14 protein-coding genes are annotated in these 19,838 nt (G+C 49.7%); 5 read left to right on the top strand and 9 right to left on the bottom strand.

All coding sequences use genetic code 11. The features are described from left to right. Positions 1 to 104: 104 nt before the first annotated feature. The 5 genes from ruvB to BQ2633_RS06285 all read right to left on the bottom strand — a co-directional run bounded on the left by ruvB (position 105) and on the right by BQ2633_RS06285 (position 7,409). Positions 105 to 1,151: a Holliday junction branch migration DNA helicase RuvB gene (gene ruvB / locus BQ2633_RS06305; protein ID WP_075565850.1), complete on the bottom strand. Its 1,047-nt coding sequence runs from the start codon at positions 1,149 to 1,151 to the stop codon at positions 105 to 107. Between the two features lie 179 nt (positions 1,152 to 1,330). Next, a complete protein-coding gene (locus tag BQ2633_RS06300; protein ID WP_176720098.1) occupies positions 1,331 to 2,314 on the bottom strand; it encodes a DNA/RNA non-specific endonuclease in 984 nt (327 codons plus the stop codon). A 166-nt stretch (positions 2,315 to 2,480) separates the two neighbouring features. After that, positions 2,481 to 3,644: a choice-of-anchor J domain-containing protein gene (locus BQ2633_RS06295; protein WP_075565846.1), complete on the bottom strand. Its 1,164-nt coding sequence runs from the start codon at positions 3,642 to 3,644 to the stop codon at positions 2,481 to 2,483. 38 nt (positions 3,645 to 3,682) lie between these two features. Then, positions 3,683 to 4,666 carry a DUF5689 domain-containing protein gene (locus BQ2633_RS06290; RefSeq protein ID WP_075565845.1) on the bottom strand — a complete coding sequence of 328 codons (984 nt, stop codon included), beginning with the start codon at positions 4,664 to 4,666 and terminating at the stop codon, positions 3,683 to 3,685. A gap of 13 nt (positions 4,667 to 4,679) precedes the next feature. Further along, the gene (locus tag BQ2633_RS06285) at positions 4,680 to 7,409 is read right to left on the bottom strand and encodes a TonB-dependent receptor (RefSeq protein ID WP_075565844.1); all 2,730 of its coding nucleotides are present in this window, start codon (positions 7,407 to 7,409) and stop codon (positions 4,680 to 4,682) included. Positions 7,410 to 7,694: 285 nt separating this feature from the next. On the opposite strand from BQ2633_RS06285, the gene BQ2633_RS06280 reads away from it, so the two are divergent. The 4 genes from BQ2633_RS06280 to BQ2633_RS06265 all read left to right on the top strand — a co-directional run bounded on the left by BQ2633_RS06280 (position 7,695) and on the right by BQ2633_RS06265 (position 12,221). Further along, on the top strand, positions 7,695 to 8,834 hold the full coding sequence (locus BQ2633_RS06280) for an endonuclease/exonuclease/phosphatase family protein (RefSeq protein ID WP_075567259.1): 1,140 nt from the start codon (positions 7,695 to 7,697) through the stop codon (positions 8,832 to 8,834). Positions 8,835 to 9,018: 184 nt separating this feature from the next. Then, complete coding sequence (gene hisS / locus BQ2633_RS06275; RefSeq protein WP_075565843.1) at positions 9,019 to 10,383, top strand: histidine--tRNA ligase; 1,365 nt, start codon at positions 9,019 to 9,021, stop codon at positions 10,381 to 10,383. A gap of 73 nt (positions 10,384 to 10,456) precedes the next feature. Further along, positions 10,457 to 11,572 (top strand): peptide chain release factor 2, encoded by a 1,116-nt coding sequence (prfB, locus tag BQ2633_RS06270; protein WP_075565842.1) that lies wholly within the window; start codon positions 10,457 to 10,459, stop codon positions 11,570 to 11,572. A gap of 169 nt (positions 11,573 to 11,741) precedes the next feature. Continuing rightward, positions 11,742 to 12,221, top strand: a complete 480-nt coding sequence (locus tag BQ2633_RS06265) for a CYTH domain-containing protein (RefSeq protein ID WP_075565840.1) — start codon at positions 11,742 to 11,744, stop codon at positions 12,219 to 12,221. A gap of 175 nt (positions 12,222 to 12,396) precedes the next feature. Here BQ2633_RS06265 and BQ2633_RS06260 read toward each other — a convergent pair whose 3' ends face one another. The 4 genes from BQ2633_RS06260 to kbl all read right to left on the bottom strand — a co-directional run bounded on the left by BQ2633_RS06260 (position 12,397) and on the right by kbl (position 18,450). Further along, positions 12,397 to 12,867, bottom strand: a complete 471-nt coding sequence (locus tag BQ2633_RS06260) for a 4Fe-4S cluster-binding domain-containing protein (RefSeq protein ID WP_075565838.1) — start codon at positions 12,865 to 12,867, stop codon at positions 12,397 to 12,399. Between the two features lie 192 nt (positions 12,868 to 13,059). Then, on the bottom strand, positions 13,060 to 15,159 hold the full coding sequence (gene nrdD, locus BQ2633_RS06255) for an anaerobic ribonucleoside-triphosphate reductase (protein WP_075565836.1): 2,100 nt from the start codon (positions 15,157 to 15,159) through the stop codon (positions 13,060 to 13,062). 387 nt (positions 15,160 to 15,546) lie between these two features. Next, positions 15,547 to 17,112 (bottom strand): oligosaccharide flippase family protein, encoded by a 1,566-nt coding sequence (locus tag BQ2633_RS06250; RefSeq protein ID WP_075565834.1) that lies wholly within the window; start codon positions 17,110 to 17,112, stop codon positions 15,547 to 15,549. Positions 17,113 to 17,262: 150 nt separating this feature from the next. Next, positions 17,263 to 18,450: a glycine C-acetyltransferase gene (kbl, locus tag BQ2633_RS06245; protein ID WP_075565832.1), complete on the bottom strand. Its 1,188-nt coding sequence runs from the start codon at positions 18,448 to 18,450 to the stop codon at positions 17,263 to 17,265. Positions 18,451 to 18,789: 339 nt separating this feature from the next. Here kbl and BQ2633_RS06235 point away from each other — a divergent pair, with 339 nt between their 5' ends. Then, positions 18,790 to 19,743, top strand: a complete 954-nt coding sequence (locus BQ2633_RS06235; RefSeq protein ID WP_075565828.1) for an NAD-dependent epimerase/dehydratase family protein — start codon at positions 18,790 to 18,792, stop codon at positions 19,741 to 19,743. Positions 19,744 to 19,838: the final 95 nt, after the last annotated feature.

Genomic DNA, 19,838 nt, shown 5'->3' with positions numbered 1-19,838 from the left:
CAAGAGGGTTGGAGGTGCTAGAAGGGCTAGATGCTCTAGAAGGACTAGGGACTTTAGAAAAGCTAGAGCCTCTAGAAAAAACTTGCTCCGCTAAATTCGCGTTGCTAAAACAACGTGGGTTCCGCTGCGGCTGGACTGCCGTATTCTGGGGTGCGGCCGAGATGGATGTAGGCTTGTTCGGTGACTTCGCGTCCACGAGGGGTGCGGCGAATGAAACCTTCTTTGATGAGGAAGGGTTCGTAGACTTCCTCCACGGTGCCAGCGTCTTCTCCAATAGCGGTGGCGATGGTGCTGATGCCCACAGGGCCACCCTTGAATTTGTCGATGATGGTGAGCAAAATCTTGTTGTCGATTTCGTCAAGACCATATTTGTCGATGTTGAGAGCTTCGAGAGCGTAGCGGGCTATTGGGACATCGATGCTACCATTGCCTTTGACTTGAGCGAAGTCGCGCACACGGCGCAAGAGGGCATTGGCGATACGAGGTGTGCCACGCGAACGTCCTGCAATTTCTGCAGCAGCTTTGGGGTCAATCATCACGCCCATCAGGTGTGCCGAACGCTGAATGATGTCTTTGAGTGTGGACGAATCGTAATACTCCAAGTGGAGGTTGATGCCGAAACGTGCACGGAGGGGAGCGGTGAGCAGACCACTGCGTGTGGTAGCTCCTACGAGAGTGAAGGGATTGAGGTCAATCTGTATGGAACGTGCCGCAGGTCCTTTGTCGATCATGATGTCGATGCGGTAGTCTTCCATGGCAGAATAGAGATACTCTTCGACTACGGGTGAAAGACGATGGATTTCGTCGATGAACAAGACATCGTTAGGTTCAAGCGCGGTGAGCAATCCAGCCAAATCTCCAGGTTTATCGAGCACAGGACCTGAGGTGAGCTTGAATCCCACCTGTAGTTCGTTGGCAATGATATTGGAGAGGGTGGTCTTACCTAGCCCAGGAGGTCCGTGTAGCAAGGTGTGGTCGAGGGGTTCTCCGCGACGTCGTGCGGCTTCCACGAAGATACGCAAGTTTTCCACCACCTTGGTTTGCCCCGTGAAATCGTCGAACGATAAGGGGCGCAAGGCATTTTCAAACTCGCGCTCTGTCACTGTCGGTGTATGTTGCTCGGATCGGATGTCGAAGGTGTCTTCTGTCATACTGCAAAGGTAATGATTTTTTGGGGGATAGGCACAAAAAGGGTGGTGCAATCGCAAAAGTTGGCGATGACACCACCCGAAAGAGTGAGGATTTGAAAGAACGTAACATGAATGCTCCTAAATTGTGCTTATGCATCCAAGAGGGTTGATGAACTGTTCTTCCTTTAGTGCTGTTTTTGCTACAATCCCCAAGCCGAAAGCGTCAAGTTGCTTTCCACACGCTGCTCCACATTATCGGGGAGATTGTGGAAGAAGTTGATGCCTGTGAGCTTTTCCAGAGCCGAAACACTCACGGCGTGTTTGCCCATCTCGTTGGCTTTGCCTGTTTTGCCGTAGTTTTTATGTTCCATCCAGAAACCGATGCTGCTATACACGCCATTTTTCACCTTGAGCAGTGCCATGAAGTAGTGGTGAGGAATAGGCATTTTGCCATTGGCAGCGTAGCCGTAGGACGAAAGAGGAGACAGTGCGCCACCTTTCACCACGTAGAGGGTGTCGGCAAAGGAGGAGTTGCGTCCTAAATCTTGAACGAGTGATTCAAGACCAGTCCAGTATTTCTGATTAAAACTGGCGAGTTGCGGACTCATATTACCCATATAGAAGGTTTGGTCGTTAGCTTCGCGAGAGAACAGACGGTCGGCAGAGGCTACCAAATGACCGTGGTCATAGCCACGTCCGAAAGAGAGGTCGCTTGGAATCGCCCATGCAATGGGGAGCTTGGGGTCGATGGGATATTGAGGTTTGTTTTTATAATCCTTACGTCCCACGGTCTTTGGACGCGTTTGAGCGTCAAAACGAAAGGCAACCCAACGTGAGTGGAAAGACTGTGGAAGATAGGCGTAGGCATAGTTGACGATAGAGTCTCGCCCATGGGGATTGACCACCCGATGCACAATGAAGAGTTCGCCATTTTCTCCTGTGAGTGCAGGCATTTCTAAGCGTGCTGCATCTGCGCGCCCTTGTGTATCTAGCTGTGGAGAAGGAGTTGGCGTAGGGTTGTCGGGCTTGCCGCTGGGATCTTCTGGCTTCGGTTGTGGATTGGGTCGTGGTTGTTCTTTGCCACCACCCCAATTGATATTGGGATTGTCTTCTTTGTCGCACGCAGTGAAAGTGAGACAGAGGGTGCAGAATAGGGGAAGGATGAGGCGAAAATATCGAGTCATAGTGAGTCGGTTTGTGCTGTTCTGTGGTTGCATTTTCGATGTAAGCGGAGGTTTTGCTGCAGGCTTGTCTGCAGTTCCCAGAAAAAGGCACGCAGGTGTGCCATTGCTTCAACTTTTTAAGGTCGTTGCATGGCACATCTGCGTGAGAGAGGGGAATGAGAAGAACTTATTTCTTCACCAAAGTTGCGCTGTCAAGCAAGAAAGCAGGCTTTGTCTTTGGAATCATCACTACGAGACTGAGGGTAGTGGTTTGCTTGAGCTCGAAGGTGTAGCTCACGAGAGTCCATTCTGAAGTAGAAAGGTTGTCGTGATAGCCCTTTTCGTAGTTGTAGCTCTTGCTGTCAGCTTTGCCGTCCTTTACAGGTACGAAGCCCAAACGGCAAGAAGAACCTGCAACGGTGCCACGCACATAGATAGAGAAGGTGTAGGTGCCAGCCTCAAGAGTGATGTCATTTGAACCCAAACGCTTGTTTGCCTTATCGTCTCCGCTCACTTGTACGGAAGACTTGCCTTCGTGTGCAGTGGCACTTTGTTGCAAAGTAGCGTTGCCAGAGCCAGAAGTGGGTGACCAGTGGTCGGGCTTACCATCTGTCCAAGTTTCAAAACTACCATTTTGAAGAGCCTTATCAGTGGTAGGTTGTGAAGGGTTTTCTGGGGTCACAGGCTTCTCTGGTTGAGGTTCTGGAGCAGGAGCTTGTGTAGCCTTGCCAGTAGCCACGGTGAGGTTCTTGATTTCCCAAGTAGAACCGCTTTCGGCATTGGTGTTGTAGCGGAAAGCGATGCGTACCTTCTTACCCACCCATGCAGCAGGGATATCGAGGTCAGCTTTGGTGAAAGTCTTCCAGTCGCGACCTTCCGTCCATTGTTGGTTCAAGAGTGTCCAACCTTCAGCTGCCTTTTGAGCATCGTATTTGTCGGTGATCAAGAGTTGTTGGTTTTCGTCGCCCTTGTTGTAGCGGAACACGTACTCAAAAGCTACGTGAGCTTCCTTCACATTGGTAAGGTCGATTTCAGGGCTTACGAGGTAGTAAGTGCCAGCAGTAGTCTTCTTCGTTGCATTGTCGTAGCCAGAAGCCTTGGCAGTTTTGAAATCAATCTTCCATTCGCCAGCACCAGCAGTGGTGACTGTCGTGAAAGAACCGAGGGTAGTGGTGAAAGTTTCGCTGAGCAATGTGCCGTCTTTGGGAGTGGTGGGATTGGCAGGATTGTCAGGTTTAGAAGGGACTACAGGCTCTTCAGGTTTCACATAAGGAGCTTCCACTTTGGAACAAGCAGTGAAAGCGAGGCTGCATGTAGTGATAGCAACCAGAAACAGCACGTTCTTTTTCATGTTGATTAAATAAGTTGATGGTTATGTATGACACTGAACTACTGGATGTCTTTTACATCGCGGAGTTGTAACTGCCAATTAAGATAATACGTCATGACACCTGTATAGGTCTTTGACTCTTCTGGTATGGGGAGATAGGAGATGGCATTGCGCACAGAGGTGCGAAGTGACACGTAGTCCGACTCTTGTGCATAGTCTGAAAGGAGTTGCAGACGGCGGTCTACACCAAATCCTGCATCGTAGAGCGCTTTGGGAGCGAAAATCTTAGGCAGAGGTTCGGTCTTGCCTGAGAGTTGTCCTGTAGCGGCCTTATTTTTCTCGTTGCCCATCACTTCTTGGATGGTGCCGCGCACCGACACGAGGAGAGGATTCACGAGATAAGATTGATTTGCGCGGTTGCTCAACCATGCCACACCCTCTTCTGTGGTAAAATCTCGAGGAGTGAGTTCGGGAGCTTGAGGATTGGGCGCTCCTACCAAGGCGATGTTGGTGGCTACATCTTCCAAGAACATGGGACCAAGGCGTAGGTTACCGCTTGAAGTGTAGTAAGGACGGCCCACTTTGGGTGTCTTACTGTAGTTGCCGATATAGAGGTTCTTGAGGTTTACTCGGATGCGCTGCCCCAGGGGGAAGTAAGGATAGAGTTGTGAACTCTTGATGCCGAGTGTGATGCACTGATCGTCGAGCGCGCCAGGTTGAGAGCCGATGTGGCGCACAACGAGCGTTTGGTAGAGATTGCCTGAGATGTCGTTGGCTACTACCACACCTTCAAACAAAAGGTCTTGTTTGACTTGTTCGAAAGTATTGTTCTTGCCCAGTACATTGCTGAATTTCTGCTTAACACTCAGTAGGTTGGTGTTGGTTGCAGGAAGTGCGGTCGCAGTAATCTGAGGTTGGTGAGTAGCATCTTGATTGTCCGTGCATGCCGCGAGAGAAATCATCACTGCCATGGCACAAAGGAGCGCTGCCGTGCGAGAAGTCTTTCTCACGAAGGGAGCGAAGATAGCATATATGCGATTCATGATGAGCTATGCTTTAGAATTTGAAACCGAGGTTGAGGAAGAAGTTGAAAGCATTGGCATAGTAGTACTTCGAATTGCGAGAGAACTTGTATGCCTTGCCTTCGCCTTTGGTGTAAACACCGCCATTCTCTCTGTAGTAGAAGTCTGAACGATTCTGTTCGTAGCCACCTGTGCGGAGGTTCGTGTTATTGTTGATGTTTTGGAGAGAGAGGTTGATGCTCAAGCTACGACCATGTTTCATGCGGATGAAACGACCAATAGAAGCGTCTATCATGATGCCGCCCTTAAACTTCTCCTGAGCTGCTGCGTAGCTCGCCACTTCATTGCCTTGTGCATCGAAGAGAATGCCGCCATCGCGCTTCACTTCTTCTTGAGAAATGTCAAAGGCAGGGCGCCCTGCACCGTCAGTGCCAGTAGCAGTGTAGAAGTGTCCATCTCCAGCATACGTGCTGTTGAGGCGACGATAGGGAGAGAAGTTCACATACACACGGTCGTAATAGTTGGCAGAAGCCTCAAAGAACCACGCTCCGAGGTTGTAGCGTGCACCCACGCTCAGAGCGGTGAGGGGAGTGTTGCCCACGCGCATGTCTTTAGCCACAACCCGCAGGGGCATGGTTTGTTTCGTTACAGGATTCACCACGGAGTTAAGTTTCTCCAGTTCTACGGGATTCATACCCTCATAGCTCACTTGAGCATAAGGATTGTTATTGTAGTAGGCATCGCCCACAGAAGCCATCACATTAAAGGAGAGATTTGTCGTAGCTTGCCAATCTAGGGCGGCTTCCACGCCATAGTGTTGCTTCTCCACATCGCTCATGGTGAGATAAGTGAAGGTAGATTGCTGGTCATTGTAGAAAGCCGACTGTTCCACTTGGCGACCAAAGCGAGCATAATATCCGCTCACCTTACCAACTACATTGCCAAAACGGAAAGCATAGCTGAGGTCTGCATCATAAATATCCTCGTTGGTGAGGTTGTTTACGAAATTATTTTGTGCACGTGCTGCTACAAAAGCATTGCGTGAGAGTGGAGCTTGTGAAGTAGCACCAAGACCGATGGCAAATCGGTGGTTGCGTGTGAGATAGTAAGCCAATTCTGCCTTACCGCCGCCACCAAGGAATTGGGCAATGCCGCTCTTGCCAAAACTATTATTCTGATAGCGACCATTCTCCATCAAACCTTCGCGCTCGATAGTCGTTCCATCCACCTGACCGCTCAGGTGTATGGTCCAGTGGAGCGTAGAGTATTGATATTGTCCCCAAAGGTTGGCTTTGCGCACATTGGTGTTGTAGTCGTAGCCAAAGCGATCGTTCTTTTGAATCTGACGATTGGGGTGACGAAGGTCGTTTTGTGCCTCAGGAGCTTGCGCACCATAGTCGTTCACCGCAAACTTATCGATGTCGGTGTAGCGTTCGCCGCCCAGGAGATCCGCCATCGTCTTGTAGTGCATGCCGTGTGTGCTGTTGAGTTGCACACCAATCGCAAACTTTTGACGAGAGTTAATGGCGTGATTGAACGTACTGCTCAGTGCGAAGACATTTTGGTCATTGTGACGACGCTCTAAATAGTAGAGTGCATCGCCGCCATTGGCGTTCTGCTGACGGTTCACGAAATACATTTCGTCCCAGTTCACCTGACGCGCAGCCTTGTTTCCTGTCCAGCGGTTGTAGAGCAACTCCCATTGTTCGTAGAGGAAAGGCTCTTCGTCTACATTGTGCTCCGCACCTTGCTTGGGGCTACGGCTGTCTTTCCACACATTGCCCACACTTGAAGGGAGATTCTTGTAGTAGTCTGGACGTGGGTCCGCTGCATTGCCGTTCCAGCCGAGTGCCGTGTTGCTATACATGCTGTAGGAGTGGCCCAAACTCGTGGTCCACTTGGAGGTATGCTTGTCATTTTCCCAGTCCCAGGTCAAAATTGTCGTAGGTGAAAAGGCATGTACTATGCGGCTGTTGCGCACTTGTCCTCCTTGATAGCCCCAGTTGGGATTATAGTAGTGTGAATTGGCCAACCAATAAGCCTCTTCCGTCGAAGCCCCTTGTTGCGCACGGTCGGTGGGAGCACCATAAGTGACGAGCGAAAGGGCATGATTTGTGTTGAAACGCTTTTCTGCAGCCAAGAAATAAGCTGCAGAATTGTAGTAGGTTCCCTCGATGTTGCCACGAGTGGCTCCGCGATAGCCCACACTTGCCGCCCACGCCCAGCCATTATCTTGCAGACCAGAGGCGTAAGTGAAGAGTGCACGACCCACATAATTGCGGTTGGCAGCAGAGAGAGAAATTTTGCGACCTTGTGCAAACTGCGAGGCGCGTGTGTTGTAGCTCTGTCCACCTCCGATGCCCACAACACCAAAGTTGGCAAATTCGTAGGCATCAACGCCTTCGCGGTTGCGCGTAGCATCATTCAAACCGCCGAGTGACGAATAATTGAAACGTCCCATCTCCACATCGTTGAGGAGCAAGCCGTTCATATAAGTCTGTTCGTAGCGATTGTCGTAGGCACGCACGCGGAAACGCATCGGGCTAAAGCGGAATCCCACCTCGTTAAGGAAGGGGTCGTTTTTAGCTACGATGGAAGAAATCGCTTGCGAAGCGATGACTTTTTCGTTGAGTTGTGATTCTGTGAAAGTGAAATCGGTGTTTTCATCAGGTTCACCAACAGCGTCGGTGACCACCGATTGGGCGAAACTTGCAGCGCCAGCCACGCACCATGCACTCACCAGCAGGAATACTCCTTTTTTCATGTAGTGGGGAGGGTAAATTGTGAGGTTTGTCTTTGCTATATCTCGAGAAATAACCACCATCTAGGGGCGCTTCTCGTTGAAAAAAACTGCGAGGTGCAGCGAAAAATGTATAGGGCAAAGATAAAAAAAAAAGCGATATTGGCAGGCTCTCTGCTCATATTTCGCACTTTAATAAGGCGTTTTTTAATGTTTCCTCAGATTTTCAGTAATTTCGGAGCCTGCAAACTGCGTGTGTTCCAACAATCTTGCGTAATTTTGCTGCGTAATCTATTCCTTTACTTCACAATGAAGCAATTTATATTGGCTCTTTTTGTCCTCATCTTTGCAGGACAGCTCAGCACTGCGGCACAAAAGAAGCTACTCTATGGAGTGGCTTTCTACAATGTAGAAAACCTTTTCGACACCAATCACGATGCTGGAAAAAAAGACTACGACTTTCTTCCCACAGGATCTTACCAATGGACAGAAAATAAGTATCAGTCTAAGCTCCGCAATATGGCACAGGTCATCAGCGAACTGTGCACTGAGGTGGGAACTACCCAATGTCCTGCTGGCGCAGCCGTAGTGGGTTTGAGTGAGGTGGAGAATGCACGAGTGCTCAGCGATCTTCTTCAGCAACCTAGTTTGGCAAAGCGTGGCTATAAAGCCATTCATTTTGAAGGTCCCGACCGTCGTGGCATTGATGTAGCCCTCCTTTACAACCCTAAAGCTTTCCACCTTGAAAGCGCGATGCTCATACCTTTCGTTTATCGCGATTCTCTTCAGCCCAATGTCGATTTGGGCTTCTATCAGGGAGCAGATGGCAAGATTCAGCCCTATTCCAACAAGAATGGTGAACTCATTGGCGATACCACCTACATCACCCGCGGTTTCCTCACTGTGGGCGGTAAATTAGGGGGAGAAAAATTCTATTTCATTGTCAATCACTGGCCCTCTCGTGGTGCGCAAAGTCCTGTACGTGAGCGTGCTGGTTATCAAGTGCGCAAACTGAAAGAAGCACTCTTGGCACAAGATCCTGGTGCGCGCATCGTCATTATGGGCGACCTTAACGACGATCCCAACAATGCCTCAGTAGATGCTCCCGAATCACTCGGAGCCAAGCATAAGGAGTCGGACATCACTTCGCCCGACGATTTGTACAATCCTTGGTGGGATATGCTTTACAACAAAGGCATTGGTACGCTTTACTATCGTGGCAAGTGGAATCTCTTTGATCAAATCATCTTCTCTGCTGGTCTTCTCGATAAGTCTCAGCCTGAGCGCTTGCATCTGCTCACCAATGCTGTGTTCTCGCGCGACTATCTTCTTCAGCAGGAAGGTAAATATAAGGGCACTCCTAAGCGCACCACTGCTGGTGGTGTATGGCTCAATGGTTATTCCGACCACCTTCCCACGCAGATTTTCTTGGTAAAAGACGCAAAATAAAGTGCGCCCTACCTTTAGGCGGCAGCAATAGGAGTCGAAACTTTGGTTGATGTTCAGACTTTCGTTGCAATACCTCGCTCTAAAGACTGGTGCAATACAGACACGAGCATAGCGGAGTTAAAGATAACAAGAACTGCGCTCTCTCGTAATGTCGCATTTCTAATGACTAACGCCTAAATATATTATGGCACAGAAACCCTCGATTCCTAAAGGTACCCGCGATTTCGGCTTTGTCGAGATGGCACGCCGCAACTATATCTTCGACACTATCCGTAGTGTCTATCGTCTTTACGGATTTTCGCAAATCGAAACGCCTGCCATGGAGAATCTCTCCACCCTGATGGGCAAATATGGCGAAGAAGGCGATAAACTCCTCTTTAAAATTCTCAATAGCGGTGACTTCACGCGTTCTGTTTCTACTGAGCAATATGAAGCCGACTCCGCAGCAGCCCTCGCTGCCAAGTTTTGTGAGAAAGGTTTGCGCTACGACCTCACCGTGCCTTTCGCACGCTATGTGGTGCAACACCGCGAGGAACTCCAGCTTCCCTTCAAACGCTTCCAAATCCAACCCGTATGGCGCGCCGACCGTCCGCAGAAAGGACGGTATCGCGAATTTTATCAGTGCGATGCCGACGTAGTGGGTAGCGATTCTCTCCTCAACGAGGTGGAATTGATGCAGATTGTGGATGAAGTGTTCACACGATTTGGCATCCGTGTTGCCATTAAAATCAACAACCGCAAGCTCCTCACGGGTATAGCAGAAGTGCTAGGTGCAGCAGATAAAATCATTGATATTACTGTAGCCATCGACAAACTCGACAAGATTGGTCTCGACAAGGTGAATGAAGAATTGAAGGCTGCCGGACTCTCTGCCGCACAAGTGGAAACACTCCAGCCCATCATTTCTCTCTCTGGCTCAAATACAGAGAAAATCGCTACCATGCGCCAAGTGTTAGCTGCGAGCGAAGTGGGCTTGAAGGGTTGCGATGAACTCGAGTTTGTGCTCAATGCACTTGACGGTTCTTTGAAAAATGTCCTTGAACTCGACCTCACCCTTGCTCGTGGTTTGAACTACTACACCGGTTGCATCTTTGAGGTGAAAGCTCTCGACGTAGAAATCGGTTCTATCACGGGCGGTGGTCGCTACGACAACCTCACGGGCATCTTCGGTCTTCCCGGACTTTCTGGCGTGGGCATCTCTTTTGGTGCCGACCGCATCTACGATGTACTCAATCAGCTCGAACTCTATCCTGCTACCACCGCAGCAAGTGTCGACCTTCTCTTCATCAATTTCGGTGAAAAGGAAGCAGCACACTGCTTGAAGTTGGCACGCGCCACTCGCGAAGCAGGCATTGCCACCGAGGTGTTCCCCGATGCAACGAAGATGAAGAAACAGATGAACTATGCTAACGCTCGTCAAATCCCCTTCGTCGCTCTCGTGGGAGAAAGCGAAATGGAGCAAAATCTCATCGCGCTCAAGAATATGACTACGGGCGAACAGCAACAAGTGTCGCTCGAACAACTCATTCAGCTCATTCAAGCTCAATAATTTCAAACCTAATCTTTGTCGCTGCAAGGGAGAACTCTTTACCTTTGCAGCGACAATTGGCACAAGATATTGCATGATCACTGCAGAACAACTCAAAGCTCTCCAAGACCGTGTGGAGCAGCTCCATCGCTATCTCGACATCGACGCTAAGACGATGCAGCTTTCCGAGGAGCAAATTCGTACCCAAGATCCATCGTTTTGGGACGACCGCGCTCGCGCTGAGGAACAAATGAAGCTCGTGAAAGGGCTAGAAAAGTGGATCAATGGCTACAAAGAAGCTAAGTCTATGACAGATGAATTGCAGTTGGCTTTTGAGTTCTACAAAGACGAGATGGTGACTGAAGAGGAAGTGGATGAGGCTTACACTCGTGCGCTGACGTCTATCGAAGATTTGGAGTTGAAGAATATGCTTCGCCAAGAGGAAGATGCGATGTCGTGCGTCGTCAAAATCAATTCTGGTGCTGGCGGCACAGAGGCGCAAGACTGGGCTTCTATGCTCATGCGCATGTATCTCCGCTATGCTGAGGCGAATGGCTACAAAACCACCATCGCTAACCTTCAAGATGGCGATGAAGCCGGCATCAAGACCGTGACTTTCGAGGTGGAAGGCGATATGGCTTATGGCTTCCTCAAGAGCGAAAATGGTGTGCATCGTTTGGTACGTGTGAGTCCATACAATGCCCAAGGCAAGCGCATGACCTCCTTTGCCTCCGTTTTCGTCACTCCTTTGGTGGACGACACGATTGAAGTTTATGTAGATCCCTCCAAAATCAGTTGGGACCTCTTCCGTTCTGGCGGTGCTGGTGGTCAGAACGTCAATAAGGTGGAGACCGGTGTGCGTCTGCGCTATCAATATGTCGACCCCGAAACGGGCGAAGAGGAAGAAATCCTCATCGAAAACACCGAGAGTCGTAAGCAGTTGGAAAACCGTGAGAATGCGATGCGTTTGCTCCGCTCTCAACTCTACGACCGCGAACTGCAAAAGCGCAAGGCAGCGCAAGCTAAGATTGAAGCTGGTAAGAAGAAAATCGAATGGGGCTCGCAAATTCGCTCCTATGTCTTCGATGATCGTCGTGTGAAAGACCACCGCACCAACTTCCAAACTTCCGATGTGAATGGTGTGATGGATGGCAAAATCGACGGTTTCATCAAAGCGTACCTCATGGAATTTGCGGAAAATCCAGAGTAATATGCAACTGCTCCTTCATCGTCACATCCATTGCGGATAGTTGCCGGGAAGGAGCGGTTTGTTTCGTGGAATAAACGCCCTCTTGCGTACGCTTGCGCGCGATGTAAAAGGTAAGCGGTTTCTCTCTCATTCTGCCCCTTTCTTTTTGACTACATGATTATTTCTGCTTATGGCTCTCGAAATAGAACGTAAATTCTTAGTCGTTGGCGACTATCAGTCCGCTGCTACTCGCCAAGTGCGCATCACACAAGGCTATCTTTCGGTAGACACTGGTCGTACCGTGCGCATCCGTCGTTGGGGAGATTGTGGATACCTCACCATCAAAGGCGCTTCCACCGACAATGGTCTTTCGCGCTTGGAGTGGGAAAAAGAAATCACCCTCGAAGAGGTCGAATTACTCCTTCCCTTGTGTCTGCCGGGTATCATCGACAAGACGCGCTGGCTCGTGCCGTGTGGCGAATTTACCTTTGAAGTTGATGAGTTCCATGGTGACAATGCGGGTTTGGTCGTGGCAGAAATCGAACTTCCCACTGCCGATGCTGTTTTTGAAAAGCCCGATTGGTTAGGGCAAGAAGTGACGGGCGACAGACGTTACTATAATAGTCAGCTCACCAAAGTCCCTTATTGCAAGTGGCACATTGAGAAATAGAACGCTATTCTACAATGAAGCGCAAACAAGCGATGTTTGAAGATGAGGTCTGGATAGGATTCCAGATGCCAACTTCTTCAAGCATCGCTTGTCTTTTTCCGTTTGTTGGTTAGCGTGTGCGTCGAGTGGTGAGAGAATAGACCATTTACCTCCACTCACATAGGGATACTTCTGCTCATTTTTTCCAAAATCGGTGGGTGATGTCTTCGCTTTTACCGTTTATGTCATAGCGATACAGTCGTTGGTTGGTGGAACTGCTGCTCAAAGGTCCCAATTCTGCTCGCCACGCTCCTATCTTAACGTAGGTGGGAGGAACATATTCCGCGAAAAAAAGAGGCAGTTGGTCGCGACCGCTGTACCATCCTGTGTGGAGGTGAGGATATTCTTCCCGAATCGTGGCTAGTAATGCCAAAACACTTCGTGGGTCGTTGTCGCCTCCCATGAGCGAAAGGCAGGTGATAGTGGTGCCATAGTGTTCAGCTAAGGCACGCAGACGGTCGAGCGTGAGTTCTTCGCCATTATCTCCCCACAGATAAGTGCTGTGACATCCAGGGCAAGCACAAGGACATCGCGAGAGATTGATGGCAAGGGTGACTTCGTCGGGAAATTCTTGGAAAACGATGTCGTGATTGACGTATTTGAGCATCTTATATTGGGGAAACTGCGAGAGGTGAGCCCAGCAAAAGGGTGGGAGGTCTGAGAAAAGTGGAAGATTTGCCAAGGCAAAAGGCTGGTCCTCCTATACAATAAGCCGCGCTAGGAAAGAGCGCGGCTTATTTGTTGGAAATCAATTCCTTCATCGTGAGATGAGGAAGAGTAGTCTTTCACGACAGGTCAATTATTTCTTAGGCATCACCGCATAATATCTGCGTTCGGCTTCGCGCTGGCGGTCGATAGAGAAGTTAGACACGCGCTTCAGATAGCCGATGATGCGAGTGAGGTAGTCCACATCTTGGCTTTCGCAGTGTGGGCACTTCGAGAGATAACGCTTGTCGATGTGTCCGCAACTGTTGCAGAGCGTATTGGGGATGTTGAACGTGAAATAATTGCAGCCCTCTTGTGCGGCAACGCGGAGGAGATGACGGTATTGCGCTTGGGAAAGGTGCTCCTCGAGGTTGCAGTGCAGTGCACTTCCGCCGGTGAGGTGGTCGATGTAGCGACGCCCGTGGAGGCGGAACTTCTCGATGGGATCGATGTTCTTGTTTTCTACCACATAGAAGTAGCTGTTGTAGCAATCGCGAGGCACATAGTAGCCATCTTCGCGGTCCCAACGTGCATGCTTCACGCCTACGTTTTCGGCAGGAATCATTTCGCAGTTGAAGAGCAAGTCTTTCGTGCGGTATTTCTTGTTGTAGTGCTCGATGAGCGAGAGGATGCGTTCCACAAAGTTAGCATACTCCTCGTTGTCGCTGATGGTGATGCCCAAACTTTCTGCAGCTTCCACAATGCCATTCACACCAATGGTGAGATATTGGCGCTTGATGTTGATGTAGCCAGCATCGAAGAGGGGGAGCAAGCCACGCTCGCGCATCCAGTCGAGATTTGCATTGTATGCCATTTGCACCTTGTGCATGAGGTCGATGATGCTGTCGAGATATTCCACATAGTCGCGACCTTCGCGTGTGGCTTGTTGCACACAACGGTTGATGTTGATGGTCAATACAGACTTAGAACCTGTGCTCACACCACCCGCTCCGAGGGAGTAGGAGAAACCATTGTCTTGGATTTCGTTGCGCAGGCGGCAGCAGCTAGCGAGCGAGTCGGCGTTGTCGCTCATATAGGTGAAGAAAGAGTGTCCCTTCGCATACATTTCTGCGGTGAAATCGCCATATTCTTTGTCGATTACATCGCCGTCTTTGCAGAGCAGTGCCATCGTTTCCACAGGGAAAGTCAAAACGGTCTTCGTGCGTTCGGCATTAAACCAGTTCATGAAGCGTTTTTGCAACCATGAGAGTGGTTCCCAGTGAGGACGAGAGCCGTCGGGGAAGATGAATTCTCCAAAGAGCGATTCAAAATAAGGACGGTCGTAGTAGGAGATGTTCCAGAATACAGACTGGAAATTGCGCGCTCCAGTGGGTTGGTTGATAGAGTAGACGATTTGCTCAAAGCAGTCTGTGATGACCTTGTCGAGGGTGCGATGACGCTGTGAGAGATCCACCACCTCTTCTGCGCGGAGATGGTAGTTTTCGCCATATTCCTTTTCGAGGAAGTGGCTCATATACATCAAGAACTCCACAGTTGCAATTGCGCCGCTGAGCATGGAACTTACGATGAAGACCATGTTGATAAATCCGCCGCAGAAAGATTTTAGATTGGTAGGTGCAGAGGAATTGCCACCGATGGACTTCGTGCCGTTAAGCAACCAGGGGTACATCGTGATAGAGGCACAGTAGTTTGCCAAAGACGTTTCGTCGTTCTTGTAGATGAAGTGGTGGTTGAGCAAGTCGAGGTAACGATCTGCAGCCTCTTTGCCATACATTTCTTTGAGACGGTCGCAGAGCAAACGACGGTTGAGGCGGATGAAGTCGCCCTTGGGAATTTCTCCGATGAGGGTCGCCAGGTTCTTGTTTTCTACATTGGCGTTAGAATCGAACTTAGAGCCAGTAGCTGCATTGGCGGCGTTGCAGTAGTCCACCAAGAAGCGGAGTTTTTGCAATGTTTGGCGATCTTCAGTGTGCTGATTGCGATAAACGATAAATGCCTTTGCAGTGGCGAAGAAGCCCTCAGCCATGAGAGCCATTTCCACTTGGTTCTGAATTTCCTCTACACTCATGTTGTCTGTGAAGAGCAAACGACGAATGAGCCCCTCCATTTGTGTGGCGCTGAGTGAGGTGCCAGTTGCGGCAGCTGCTTTGAGAATCGCGTTTTTGATTTTGTCGAGCGAGAAAGCCTCAGGCTTCCCATTGCGCTTGGTGATGGTGTGAGGGAGAGAGTACATGGCAGGAGCTAGAGATAAAAAAAGATTGTCGTTATATCAGGTAGGAGCAAGCTGATTGCATACGACCTTGGCCGTAGATTAGGAGAGAATCAGACTTTTTGAGATTACTGTGGATAGAATTTCCTCTTCGCGTGGATTTTCATGGCAAAAGTAAGGGGAATTTTTGAATTCTCCAACTATTTTGCAGACTAAATTTCAACAAAAATCTCTTTCCTTTTGGAAGTGCTTAGAAATCAATAGGTTTTCAAAATGGAAAACTTTTGGTAGATGTGATTTGCTGATGTGTGTTGAAAATCAGTGTATTATGATTTTGTTTAGAAAACTTTCGATTTTAATAGTTGTCTGTCTTGTGCGATAATGGATAACTTTGTCGTGCTCGATGGAATGTTATGAATTCTTGCGAAAGCGCGCGGAGAAGCGGGCAAAAAAGCCCGTAGAATGGAGCAAGAAACGCAGGGAATAAGCCCAAGAAATCGCAAAAAACAGTGTTCCGAAACCATAGCGAAGGAAGGGGACCTCTAATCCCAGTGAAAACCATCCCGCGAAAAGGAAACCACTTTGGACGAGTGTGCGCTGAAGGGTGTCGCGCGACATCGAAAAACCGAATTTATGGGCATAAATCGCCCAAGTCACCACCAGATAAAGAGCATCGGCGATAGAGAGTGCTGCGCCGGCGCCGGCATAGCTCCAAAGGGTATAGCAAATCGCCATCGAGGTAACAAAGAAAAGGGTGTAGGAGCTTTCTACTAAGAGGTAGAGGCGGCTGCGGGCATGCGCTAGTGCCAGATAACCGATGGGCACGGCAATGGCTTTGAAAAAGAGATAAGGTAGGGCATAGTGAGCCATGGTTGCCGCGGTGGCAAAGGCTGAACTATAGAGTAGGCGGACGAGCCAAGGAAGCAAGGCAGCAAAGAGCAGGATGCTAGGAGTAGCCAACTGCACCAGTACGTCAATCTGTCGGTTGACGGCTATATTTTGATGCGTACGATCGATGGTAGCGGCAGAAAGGCGCGGAAAATAGTCGGCATCCATTGCCGTAAAGAGCAAGCGTGAGTAAGAAACTGTGAGTGCAAAGCCAGCAGCATAGATGCCCACCGCCTCTAGTCTTTGTATAGGTTCGGTGAAGGGCGAAAATCTCATGATGATAATGCGTACTATCCACTCGCCACCCATCATGATGAAGCCTGCAATGGCATAGGCGAGTCCGAGTTGTACGATTTTCCATCCCCGTTTCAAGAAACTCCACGAGCGCAACTGCACGCGGTAGGGCACTACACGATGGCTCATGTGGAGGGTCAGGAGTAGTTGCCCCAAAGCAGAGAGACAAAGTGCAGGAAGCACCCCCGACAAGCCCCACAACAGATAAGCGGCTGTGGTGATGAGGAGCGTTGCCAAGGCAGTGAGGAGGGAGAGTAAGGCGATGCTTTTCACGCGGCCCAGCCCTTTGAGAATTGCCATTTCACCCCCACTCAGTGCACTCAATGCCACGATGGGCGCCACGGCTGCGATGCTAAGCACATTGCGCCAGTCGTCCCACAAGAGGGCAGAGGCTAAGGGAGCAAAGAAGAGCGTCACCACAAAACCTAGACATGCAGAGAGCATGGCCCAACTGCGCACGAGTGTGGCGTAATATTGGATGGCACGTGTGTGCCCAGCACTGTGCAGGCGTGCCAGATGTTGTACTGCGCTAAAGGCAATGCCGAGGTTGGTGCTCGCCCCAAGAAATTCTGCCGTGCGGTTGTAGTTCTCAATGAGTCCCATTCCGGTGAGTCCCAAGAGCACAGCTGTGATTTTATTGCGCACAATCGAGATGAGTGCATAAATCACTTGCACACCACCAAAGAGTCCCGTGTACTTGAGTACGCGAGCGATGGAGGCTTCGTCACGAAGATGACTTTTTTCCTCAGGATTTTGAGACATTTCGTCACGTTGTTGGGAAGTGGAATCAGACATAATAGGATTTTGAGTAATCATCGAGCCGCCTGGAGTAGGGGAACTTCGAGGATAGAATAGCATTCAGCCCAGTAACAAAACGGTTACTGGGCTGAATAATTGTAGCAAATGAGAAGAAAAATTGTTCTTCTCAGCGTTGATAGCGATGATTTACTTCAACACACCGAGTTCTTTGCCCACCTTTACGAAAGCCTCGATGCAGCGATCGAGGTGTTCGCGAGTGTGACCAGCAGAAATCTGCACACGGATGCGTGCTTCGCCCTTAGGCACTACGGGATAGTAGAAACCAGTCACGTAGATGCCCTCGTCTTGCAAGCGAGCTGCGTAGTCTTGAGAGAGTTTTGCATCGTAGAGCATCACTGCGCAAATAGCACTTTGTGTTGGTTTGATGTCGAAGCCAGCAGCCAACATCTTCGTGCGGAAATATTCCACATTCTCTACGAGATGGTCGTGAATTTCGTTGCTTTCATCGAGAATCTTGAACATTTCGATGCCAGCGCCCACCACTGAAGGGGGAATAGAGTTAGAGAAGAGGTAAGGACGGCTGCGTTGGCGGAGCATATCGATGATTTCTTGGCGTGCAGTGGTGAAACCACCCACAGCACCACCAAATGCCTTACCGAGTGTGCCAGTGTAGATGTCTACACGTCCGTAGGTGTTGAAGAATTCTGAAACACCACGACCAGTCGCACCAACGACACCAGCAGAGTGACTTTCGTCTACCATCACCAGCGCGTCATATTTTTCTGCGAGGTCGCAAATCTTGTCTACTGGTGCCACATTACCGTCCATGGAGAACACACCATCGGTCACGATGATGCGGAAGCGTTGCTCTTGCGCAGCTTGGAGTTGGCGTTCGAGGTCTTCCATGTCGGCGTTGGCATAGCGATAGCGCTTAGCTTTGCAAAGGCGCACACCGTCGATGATAGAAGCGTGGTTGAGTGCGTCGGAGATGATGGCATCTTCTGCAGTGAGCAGCGGTTCAAACACACCACCGTTTGCGTCGAAGCAAGCAGCATAGAGGATAGCATCGTCAGTCTTGAAGAAGCGAGAAACGGCAGCTTCGAGTTCTTTGTGCATATCTTGTGTTCCGCAGATGAAGCGCACAGAAGACATACCATAACCACGGGCGTCCATTGCATCCTTAGCTGCCTGGATGAGGCGAGGATGATTGGAAAGTCCAAGATAGTTGTTGGCACAGAAGTTGAGCACTGTCTTTCCGCCCACGTTGATCTCGGCTTGTTGAGGTCCTTCGATGAGACGTTCGTTCTTGTAGAGGCCAGCTTCGCGGATAGCAGCTAGCTCAGATTGGAGGTGTTGCTGAAATTTACCGTACATAGTTTGAGATTGGGCGGAACACTCCGTCGCATGGGTTGATTAAATGATGCGACAAAGGTAGTGAAAATCTCTAGATATCCACCCCTTCTTCGCGTGAAAATATTGCATGTATTGCCGTTTTTACGACAAAACCGACCTTCTTCTGCATAAATCCTGCATATTTCCTAAGAAAGGGTGGTTTTCTGAAAAAAAATGCCGTATTTTCTTTTGTATATCTATAGGCAAGCTGTAACTTTGCCTTTGCAAAATTGATAACTTCGCCGCTCCTTCTGTGCATTTTTAGGCAGGAGGTACGACAGTCACTCATAACCTTCTCACGTTTATCTCTTATCCATTTCAATGAAAAAGATTTTGGTCATCGGTGCCACTGGGCAAATAGGCTCAGAACTCACCATGAAACTGCGCAGCATCTATGGCAATGATGCTGTGGTGTGTGGCTACATCAAGGGTGCTGAGCCCCAAGGTGTCCTCCTCGAATCAGGTCCTGCAGCCATTTGCGACGTCACTGACGCTGCTTGTTTGGATGCTGTGGTGAAGAAGTATCAGATTGATGCCATGTTCAACCTCGCTGCCCTCCTTTCTGTTGTTGCCGAAGGTAAACCCCAGTTGGCTTGGAAAATCGGTGTAGATGGTCTTTGGAATGTCCTCGAAGTAGCGCGTCAAAACGGTTGCTCGGTCTTCACTCCCTCTTCCATCGCTTGCTTCGGTCCTGAAACTCCTGCCGACAACACTCCCCAAGACACCATCCAGCGTCCTCGCAGCATCTATGGTGTCACCAAGGTGACCACTGAGTTGCTCTCTGACTACTATTTCCGCAAGTATGGCGTTGACACTCGCTCGGTGCGTTTCCCAGGACTTATTTCCTACGTCACTCCTCCTGGAGGTGGCACCACAGACTACGCGGTAGACATCTACTATTCTGCAGTGAAGGGCGAAAAGTTTATCTGCCCCATCGGTGCTGGCACCTACATGGACATGATGTATATGCCCGATGCTTTGAATGCTTGCGTACAACTCATGGAAGCCAACCCCGATCGTCTCATTCACCGCAATAGCTTCAACATCGCAGCCATGAGCTTTGAACCTAACCAAATCCTCGCTGCTATCCAAAAGCAAGTGCCTGGATTTGAAATGGAATACCAAGTGGATGCGCTCAAGCAATCTATTGCCAACTCATGGCCCAACAGCCTCGATGATTCTGCCGCTCGTGCAGAGTGGGACTGGAAACCCCAGTTCGATCTCGACACCATGACCACAGATATGCTCAAGAACCTCCGAGCCAAATTAGGGTAACCCCATAACATTCATAATGTTATTTGTTTGTTAGTAGCAACGCAGCTCCTTTTTGGGGCTGCGTTGTTTGCGTTATAACGGTCTAACGACCGATT

The sequence above is a fragment of the Ihuprevotella massiliensis genome, from assembly GCA_900095835.1.
In the GTDB taxonomy this organism is placed as follows: Bacteria; Bacteroidota; Bacteroidia; order Bacteroidales; family Bacteroidaceae; genus Alloprevotella; species Alloprevotella massiliensis.
The sequence above is the reverse complement of the archived record's forward strand: the minus strand, read 5'-3'. Positions and strand labels throughout refer to the sequence as shown.

Coding starts and splice junctions, on each gene's coding strand:
- hisS (WP_075565843.1), top strand. CDS start 9,019: ATGGCACAGAAACCCTCGATTCCTAAAGGTACCCGCGATTTCGGCTTT.
- kbl (WP_075565832.1), bottom strand. CDS start 18,450: ATGTACGGTAAATTTCAGCAACACCTCCAATCTGAGCTAGCTGCTATC.
- prfB (WP_075565842.1), top strand. CDS start 10,457: ATGATCACTGCAGAACAACTCAAAGCTCTCCAAGACCGTGTGGAGCAG.
- BQ2633_RS06280 (WP_075567259.1), top strand. CDS start 7,695: ATGAAGCAATTTATATTGGCTCTTTTTGTCCTCATCTTTGCAGGACAG.
- BQ2633_RS06300 (WP_176720098.1), bottom strand. CDS start 2,314: ATGACTCGATATTTTCGCCTCATCCTTCCCCTATTCTGCACCCTCTGT.
- BQ2633_RS06235 (WP_075565828.1), top strand. CDS start 18,790: ATGAAAAAGATTTTGGTCATCGGTGCCACTGGGCAAATAGGCTCAGAA.
- nrdD (WP_075565836.1), bottom strand. CDS start 15,159: ATGTACTCTCTCCCTCACACCATCACCAAGCGCAATGGGAAGCCTGAG.
- ruvB (WP_075565850.1), bottom strand. CDS start 1,151: ATGACAGAAGACACCTTCGACATCCGATCCGAGCAACATACACCGACA.
- BQ2633_RS06265 (WP_075565840.1), top strand. CDS start 11,742: ATGGCTCTCGAAATAGAACGTAAATTCTTAGTCGTTGGCGACTATCAG.
- BQ2633_RS06285 (WP_075565844.1), bottom strand. CDS start 7,409: ATGAAAAAAGGAGTATTCCTGCTGGTGAGTGCATGGTGCGTGGCTGGC.
- BQ2633_RS06260 (WP_075565838.1), bottom strand. CDS start 12,867: ATGCTCAAATACGTCAATCACGACATCGTTTTCCAAGAATTTCCCGAC.
- BQ2633_RS06290 (WP_075565845.1), bottom strand. CDS start 4,666: ATGAATCGCATATATGCTATCTTCGCTCCCTTCGTGAGAAAGACTTCT.
- BQ2633_RS06250 (WP_075565834.1), bottom strand. CDS start 17,112: ATGTCTGATTCCACTTCCCAACAACGTGACGAAATGTCTCAAAATCCT.
- BQ2633_RS06295 (WP_075565846.1), bottom strand. CDS start 3,644: ATGAAAAAGAACGTGCTGTTTCTGGTTGCTATCACTACATGCAGCCTC.